At 56.8% G+C, this 422-nt stretch carries 1 protein-coding gene; it reads left to right on the top strand.

Features of this window, described 5'->3' with window-relative positions; genetic code table 11:
- A partial coding sequence (locus AC1U89_RS24865) for an aminotransferase class III-fold pyridoxal phosphate-dependent enzyme (protein ID WP_479902280.1) occupies positions 1–422 on the top strand: 422 nt, incomplete at both ends.

The raw sequence follows: 422 nt of genomic DNA, 5'->3' as shown, positions 1-422 counted from the left end.
GACCTGATCTCGGTAGGGAAGATCATTGGAGGCGGTTTTCCCGCCGGAGCGATCGGCGGAAGCCCCGACATTCTCAAGACGTTCAGCCCAACAACGACCGGCAACGTCATGTGGGGTGGCACGTTCACCGCCAACCCCGTGACTATGGCAGCTGGCCTCACTGCCCTCCGCCTATACGACGAAGAAGCCGTATTAGATCTGAACATCCGAGGCGACCGCTTGCGCAGTCAACTGAAATCCGCGGGAATTCCGGTCAACGGCTTCGGATCACTGATGCGCATAGTCACCCCAGACATCGAATCCCTTTGGTGGAATCTCTACGATAAGGGCGTCCTGGCCGGCTCCAATGGACTCCTTGCCCTCTCAACAGCAATGACCGATGACCACATCCAACAAGTCGCAKAAGCAGTCATTTCTAGTAC

The organism is Caulobacter sp. 05T431 (genome assembly GCF_056665975.1).
Note: the sequence above shows the minus strand (reverse complement) of the source record. Positions and strands in the feature narration are given on the sequence as shown.